At 34.3% G+C, this 7267-nt stretch carries 4 protein-coding genes and 1 rRNA gene; 4 read left to right on the forward strand and 1 reads right to left on the reverse strand.

The genetic code is table 11. The features are described 5' to 3' along the window. The first annotated feature begins 2 nt into the window (after positions 1-2). A complete protein-coding gene (locus B5X62_RS10185; protein WP_079667316.1) occupies positions 3-1142 on the forward strand; it encodes a CapA family protein in 1140 nt (379 codons plus the stop codon). After that, the gene (locus B5X62_RS10190; RefSeq protein WP_079667317.1) at positions 1142-2503 is read left to right on the forward strand and encodes a phenylacetate--CoA ligase family protein; all 1362 of its coding nucleotides are present in this window, start codon (positions 1142-1144) and stop codon (positions 2501-2503) included. The genes B5X62_RS10185 and B5X62_RS10190 overlap by 1 nt, the downstream gene beginning before the upstream one ends. Before the next feature lie 176 nt (positions 2504-2679). On the opposite strand, the gene B5X62_RS15480 is transcribed toward B5X62_RS10190, so the two are convergent. Then, a complete protein-coding gene (locus B5X62_RS15480; protein ID WP_144038353.1) occupies positions 2680-2964 on the reverse strand; it encodes a helix-turn-helix domain-containing protein in 285 nt (94 codons plus the stop codon). 1758 nt (positions 2965-4722) lie between these two features. On the opposite strand from B5X62_RS15480, the gene B5X62_RS10195 reads away from it, so the two are divergent. Together B5X62_RS10195 and B5X62_RS10200 are read left to right on the forward strand one after the other, a co-directional pair. Then, on the forward strand, positions 4723-5367 hold the full coding sequence (locus B5X62_RS10195) for a DUF6266 family protein (protein ID WP_079667318.1): 645 nt from the start codon (positions 4723-4725) through the stop codon (positions 5365-5367). A gap of 1760 nt (positions 5368-7127) precedes the next feature. Further along, positions 7128-7267: ribosomal RNA gene (locus B5X62_RS10200) — 16S ribosomal RNA — on the forward strand; the annotation flags it as partial.

Genomic DNA, 7267 nt, shown 5'->3' on the forward strand with positions numbered 1-7267 from the left:
AAATGAAAATCTTTATATCAGGTGATTTTTGCCCAATTAATAGAATTCAGTCCTTTATTGAAGAAGATAGAATGGAGGATGTTTATAACGATATGTTGCCAATTCTTCAAGGTGTAGACTATGCCGTCACAAATCTTGAATGCCCTCTGACAACAAGCGACAAAGCTATCATAAAGTCTGGCGCTGCTATTAAGTCAACGCCTGATTCTATAAAACTTCTTACAAAAGGAGGATTTAACCTTGTTACACTTGCCAATAACCATATATTAGATTATGGCGGTGCTGGAGTAATGGACAGTATAAAATTATGTCATCAGAATAATATCGCTACAGTAGGAGCAGGAAAAAATCTAGATGAGGCTAAAAAAGTATTTTTTGTTAACCATGGGGATCTTAAGATTGGATTCTATAATGTAGCTGAGAATGAATTTGGTAATACTTACGGCGAATCTCCTGGGGCTAATCCATTAGATCCAATACAAAATTCCTATGATATTAAAGAGGCAAAAATAAAATGTGATTATTTATTTGTCATAGTGCATGGTGGTCGAGAGCATTATCAGTTACCAAGTCCTAAAACCAAGCAACGTTATCATTTTTTTATTGACAGTGGTGCAGATGCTGTGGTAGCACACCATCCTCATTGTTACAGTGGTTTCGAATATTATCAAGAGAAACCAATTTTTTACAGTTTAGGGAATTTTATTTTTGATTATAAGAAAAAGTATCAAAAGGGAATGTGGACCGAAGCTTATGCAGTTATTTTTGATTTGTCTGCTGAGAAGTTAGATTTCGAGATTATTGCATATAAACAAGGGCGAGAAGAGGATCCTACTATACGTCTTTTGAATGATGAAGAATCTAAAGGTTTTCATGGAAAACTAAATGAACTTAATGCAATAATTAGTAATGATGAATTATTGTTAAAAGAATGGCGTAACTACCTAGAAAAAGAAAAAGTAAATTATAAGTCAAACTTACTTATTCAGAATAAATATATAAGGGAGTTGATGAAAAGGAATTTTATTCCAAAAGCTTTCCTTCATTCCAAAGAGCACCAAGTGCTATTGCTTAATTTGCTAAGATGTGAAGCGCATCGCGAAATAATGACTGACGTTTTATCAACAGAATTAGAAAAGTAATGAAAGATAAAATTTATAAAATACTACCTGATTTTCTGCAAGGCTTATTGATAAGCCTTTTTAATAAGCTTGCATATAAAGAACGCTATGGTGGCAAGTATCAATATTATCTTAATAAGTTTAAAGCCAATAGAACACTGTCAAGAGAAGAATTAGTAGCTGTTCAGAAGAAACGCTTTGCTGAATTTTTATCTTTTTCAAAGGAGAAAAGTGATTTCTATAAGAATTATGAGCTTGTTGAATTGGAAGACATTAGTCAGCTTCCGATTTTAAAAAAAGAGCAACTTCGACAAAGTATTAAGGATGTTGTTACTATTTCTAAAAAAGATGCTATAGTTTCTAAAACTGGTGGTACCACAGGAAAGTCTCTAGAAGTATTATATACCGCCGATAATATGCAGGAACGCTTTGCGATGTTAGATGACTTTCGAGGACGTTCGGGATATCAACTGGGTAAAAAGACAGCTTGGTTTTCAGGAAAAGATTTACTGACTTCTAAAGATCTCACAAAAAAGAGATTTTGGAAAACAGATATTCTAAACAAAGTTCGTTATTATTCAACGTTTCATATTAAAGAAAGTTATCTTAAATATTATGTTGAAGATCTCATTAAGTATCAACCAGAGTATATGGTTGGCTTTCCTTCAACAATTCTAGAAATAGCGAAGTATGGTATTAATCATGGTTATACTTTTCCTGCAAAGACTGTTAAAGCTATTTTCCCTACTGCCGAAAGCATTACCGAGGAAATGAGACTGCATATTGAAGGATTTTTCAAAACGAAAATGCTCAACCAGTATGCATCTTCAGAAGGCGCACCTTTTATTTTTGAATGTCAAGAAGGAAGTTTACATTTAGAATTACAAAGTGGGATTTTCGAGGTTTTAGATGATAATAACCAACCGACAACGGAGGGGAAATTAGTCATTACTAGTTTTACAACAGAAGGGACTCCGCTTATAAGGTATGATATTGGAGATTCAATCATATTGGACGATCCCGCAAGAAGCTGTCAGTGCGGTAATAACAATCCTTTGGTAAAGGAAATACTTGGCCGTATTGATGACTATATCTATTCACCAGAAACTGGAAAAATTAACCTCGGTAATGTATCTAATACGCTTAAAGATACAAAAGGTATATTGAGATTTCAAGCAATTCAAGATGAGTTAAATACAATTAGTATTTTGCTAGTAGTTGATCATAGCTTTACTCCTAAAGTTGAAGAAGTATTTATGTCAAATTGGCGTGCTCGGGTAGGGCAACAAATGACAATCAATATGCAAATTGTACAAGATATTCCTGTTGAAAAAAGCGGTAAATATAGAATAGTGAAAAATAATATTAAGCATTTGCTTTAAAGTGATCTTATTTTTTATCTAAAAGGGGTGTGTTTTTTTGTAAAACTATTTAGATCGTCTATTAATTGATTTTGGTATTGAGAGACTCTTGTAAACCTATACAGAACTTCGGCTCGACTCAAATATCTCTAGTATGACATACATGTGGTCACTGAGCCAAGCCGAAGTCTCAAAAATTAATACTCCAAGCTGTCTTCATTCAATTTTAGCAAATCAAGATAAAAAGTTAGCTTTAAAAAATAGATCCTGCCATGCAGCTTGATGAATCGGAAAAAGTGCTCACTACGATACTTTCGCAATGTTCTCGGGCTAATCTGCAAAATCTGGCAAACGTCATCTTCAGATAATAACATAGACTTTTGGATGGCGACACCTTTTTCTAGGGAGCTAATTAGCAAATCTTCTGCAATGTGATGCAAATTCATATAATCTCCCTCACTAAAAGAAAATTTTGGTTTCATGATTTTCTTATTTTTTGGTTAATTACTTTATTAAATTTACAATAATTACATTGAAAAAACAACGATTTTAATAAATAAATATTGCAAAAATTAAATTATATTGTTCTCTCAAAGCTTGTTATTAGCTATGCCTAATTTTAATGTATTGCAAAAAAAAGTCTGATCATTCCATTTGTGGTTAAGTAGCTTAAATAAACCACTAACGTCAGCTCGAGTGATTTTCGCAGAAAATTGCATCGAGAGCTTTACAAGAAAAGATTCACTTCATAAATCCCCAAAATGCAATAACCACGAACGTCAGCTCGAGTAATTTTTGCAGAAAATTGTATCGAGAGTTTTTTATTAAACGAAGTGGTATTGTATTGCTAAAGTGTTTAAGAATCTAAATCTTGATTCTTCGCACAACTTATCGATTAATGTATTGCAAGAAAAAGTCTGATCATTCCTTTTTTGGTTAAACCGCCTAGATTGAATCACGAACGTCAGCTCGAGTAATTTTTGCAGAAAATTGTATCGAGAGTTTTTTATTAAACGAAGTGGTATTGTATTGCTAAAGTGTTTAAGAATCTAAATCTTGATTCTTCGCACAACTTATCGATTAATGTATTGCAAGAAAAAGTCTGATCATTCCTTTTGTGGTTAAACCGCCTAGATTGAATCACGAACGTCAGCTCGAGCGATTTTCACAGAAAATTGTATCGAGAGCTTTTTGCTAAACGAAGTGGCATTGTATAGTTAAAATGTTTAAGAATCTAAATCTCGATTCTTCGCACAACTTATCGATTAATGTATTGCAAGAAAAAGTCTGATCATTCCTTTTGTGGTTAAACCGCCTAGATTGAATCACGAACGTCAGCTCGAGTAATTTTCACAGAAAATTGTATCGAGAGTTTTTTACTAAACGAAGTGACATTGTATAGTTAAAATGCTTAAGAATCTAAACCTGAATTCTTCGTACAACTCAGCGTTTAAGGTATTTCAAAAAAAGTATGATTTTTCCTTTTGTGGTTAAACGCCTAAGTAAACCACGAACGTCAGCTCGAGTAATTTTGGCAGAAAATTGTATCGAGAGCTTTTTGCTAAACGAAGTGGCATTGTATAGCTAAAATGTTTAAGAATCTAAACCTCGATTCTTCGTGCAACTCAGCGTTTAATGTATTGCAAGAAAAAAGTCTGATCATTCCTTTTGTGGTTAAACAGCCTAAATAAACCAGGAACATCAGCTTGAGTAATTTTCGGAGAAAATTGTATCGCGAGCTTTACAAGAAAAGATTCACTTTATAAATCCCCAAAATGCAATAACCACGAACGTCAGCTCCAGTAATTTTCACAGAAAATTGTATCGAGAGCTCTTTGCTAAACGAAGTGGCATTGTATAGCTAAAATGTTTATAAATATAAACCTCAATTCTTCGTGCAACTCAGCGTTTAAAGTATTACAAAGAAAAGTTATGATTATTCCTTTTGTGGTTAAACAGACTAAATTAAACCAGGAACATCAGCTAGAGCAATTTGCGAATAAAACGATCTCGATAGCTTTGTATTAAAACCTCACTCCATAAACCATTAAATACAATAATAGCATCGAAGAGTGGACGAACAAGCATCGAACAAGCATCGAACAAAGTCATACTATTGTACTTATTCTTAGACCTCTTTGGTTGCAGATGGCCTTGTCTGGCAATCTTCGGACTAGTACTTGATAACGCCTCTCATGACCTATAACTTTGGGACTACATTAACCATTAAATTTTTTGTTATGGGAAAATTAAGCGACTCCTTATTATCGGGGTCTAACGGTCGCACAGGCCGTTTAGTTGTAGCTAATGTTTTGGGAATAGAAGTTATTAGAATGCGCCCTCGTAGACGTACGAATCAACCATCAGACAAACAATCTCTCATTCAGCAAAGGATGAAAAAATGTTTGGACTTTATTGGAGGCTATTCAGCATTTGCTTGCAAACACTTTGGGTATAGAGTAGGTTTGCGCTCTTGCTATAATCTAGCGATGAATAATTTGTTGTTGGCTTTCAAAGTCGATTACACAAGTATGACCATTACACCAACCTATTCAGAAATCGCATTTTCTAAAGGTGCTTTGTTGCAGCCTCTCCCAACAGGCTTGTCAGCGAGTACTGTCGGAACCTTTGATATAGAGTGGTACAACAATGCGCCCGCTGGCAGTATTAGAGAGAATGATGATCTTCAAGTATTATTTCTACAAGACAACGCTATTACACCTATCCTTATGGAGAATATGGCAAAAAGAATCGATACAACGGTGTCAATTCCGATACCCGTATACCTGCAAGGTCAAAAAATTCATGTTTGGATAGCCTTTCGAGCAGCAGATACACCTGAAGTAGCTAACTCGATATATGTTGGCGAGATTCAGCTAGTTTAATGAGCTTCTTAATTAAAAGGATTCAGATCAAAAGGCAAGCAACTGTACACGTAGTTATTTCATGTAGCTTTCCTATACCACGATCCTAAAGCTTAATGGGGTACATTTTTAATGTCTTTCCTGAATCCTTTCTTTATCACTCTATACAACATGCCTTTAAGGTTCCAGTATCAGTATTAAGCCCCTTTACAATATCCAATACTTGTAAGAGCATCTAGATTTAATTTTCGAGGATAACATTCATCCAAGAAAAGGAGGAGTCTTCACAGATCAAAATCAAATATATTTTCCACAGCCCATCTTTTCGTATACTATAACAACAAGTGTTTCAATGCTACTATATGATATGCTTTACCAGAAGTTGGATGTCTGTTTCTGGGCTTTTATGCTATTGGAAGCTGAAGCGACAAGGCAGAATTTAAATTTTTATTTTTTCTATTTCGGGCAATCCTCGCACCTTGCTGAATCTTTGCTAGCTCGGTCGGGCTGTTCGCTGTATCTTGGAAGCTTCGCTCGGTCGTCTATGTTACGTTGCTCCTTCGTCGCGCCGTAACACCGTCGCCTCGCTCCGCTCCAAGGATGCCGCTTCCATCCCTATTGCGGATGCTGGATAATAATTCGATTTATGAATTTCAATTTTAGATTTCCGATTTTTAATTATGAATTATGAGTTATGAATTATGAATTATGAATTATGAATTATGAATTATGAATTATGAATTATGAATTATGAATTATGAATTATGAATTATGAATTATGTTTGGCATTATATGAAACTAATCCCAATTAAATCTTTTGTTCCCTTTTGTGGTTAAGCTTCCAAAAGAAGTTTGTTTTTCCTAATTAAGCTTTGCGTCTTAGTTTTCCTTAAAATAGGAGAGATAATTAAAAGCCTTTGTTTAGCCTTGCGATTAAATTAATATTTTTATTTAGTTTGTCATTCAGAACGACACGCAGAAACCTAACGAAGTGGTTCGACGAAGTCAATATCCACTTTCAAGTTTGTGTTTGCATAAATCTTATGTTCTCTTTTGTGGTTAGTCTAAAATTTACAAAGCAAAACAACTTTCTTTTACCAAAGTAAGCTTGCGCCTTAGTTTTCCTTAAAAGAGGATGATATATAAAAACCTTAGTTTCACTTTGCGATAAAATCTCTTTTGATTATAAAGTATAAAGCCAGATCCGAAATTCACGTTCCCTATTTTAATTAAACTTAAAACAAAAAAACATGAAACCAAAATAAACGTACCTGACAATAAGCAAGTTAAGATTAAATTAATAAATAGTTTACAAAAAGTTTGGATTGGTAGGGTTAAAGAAACTACTTTTGCACTCGCAAATCAGAAGTGGTGAGCAGCGCAGAAGTTACTAGAAACAAATAAAAAGAATACACTACAATGTGAATTCGGGTTACGAAAAAAAACTTGAAAAAATATTTGTGAGATTCGGAAAAAGTTTTTAGTTTTGCACTCGCAAATCAGAAATGACAAGCAGCGCAGGAGATATTTAGAAATAAGGGTTTAATATTCGGAAGGATGTTTTAGAGGGTTTAAAAAAAACATTAAAAAACATTTGTGGGTATTAAAATTTTTAATTACTTTTGCACTCGCAAATCGGCAGACAGATGACAGAAAAAAGAAGCCGAGGATGCGAACAGAAAAAGAGATCATTGACATAATAATATAACAACCAAGTAAGGAAAAAAAAACCAAAGCGTCAATTTTAAATTGAGCAAGAGTTTAAGGATTAAACAAACATTACAATGGAGAGTTTGATCCTGGCTCAGGATGAACGCTAGCGGGAGGCCTAACACATGCAAGCTGAGCGGTAGATTTTCTTCGGAAGATTGAGAGCGGCGTACGGGTGCGTAACACGTGTGCAACCTGCCCTTATCAAGAG

The organism is Soonwooa buanensis (genome assembly GCF_900167905.1).
GTDB classification, from domain to species: Bacteria; Bacteroidota; Bacteroidia; order Flavobacteriales; family Weeksellaceae; genus Soonwooa; species Soonwooa buanensis.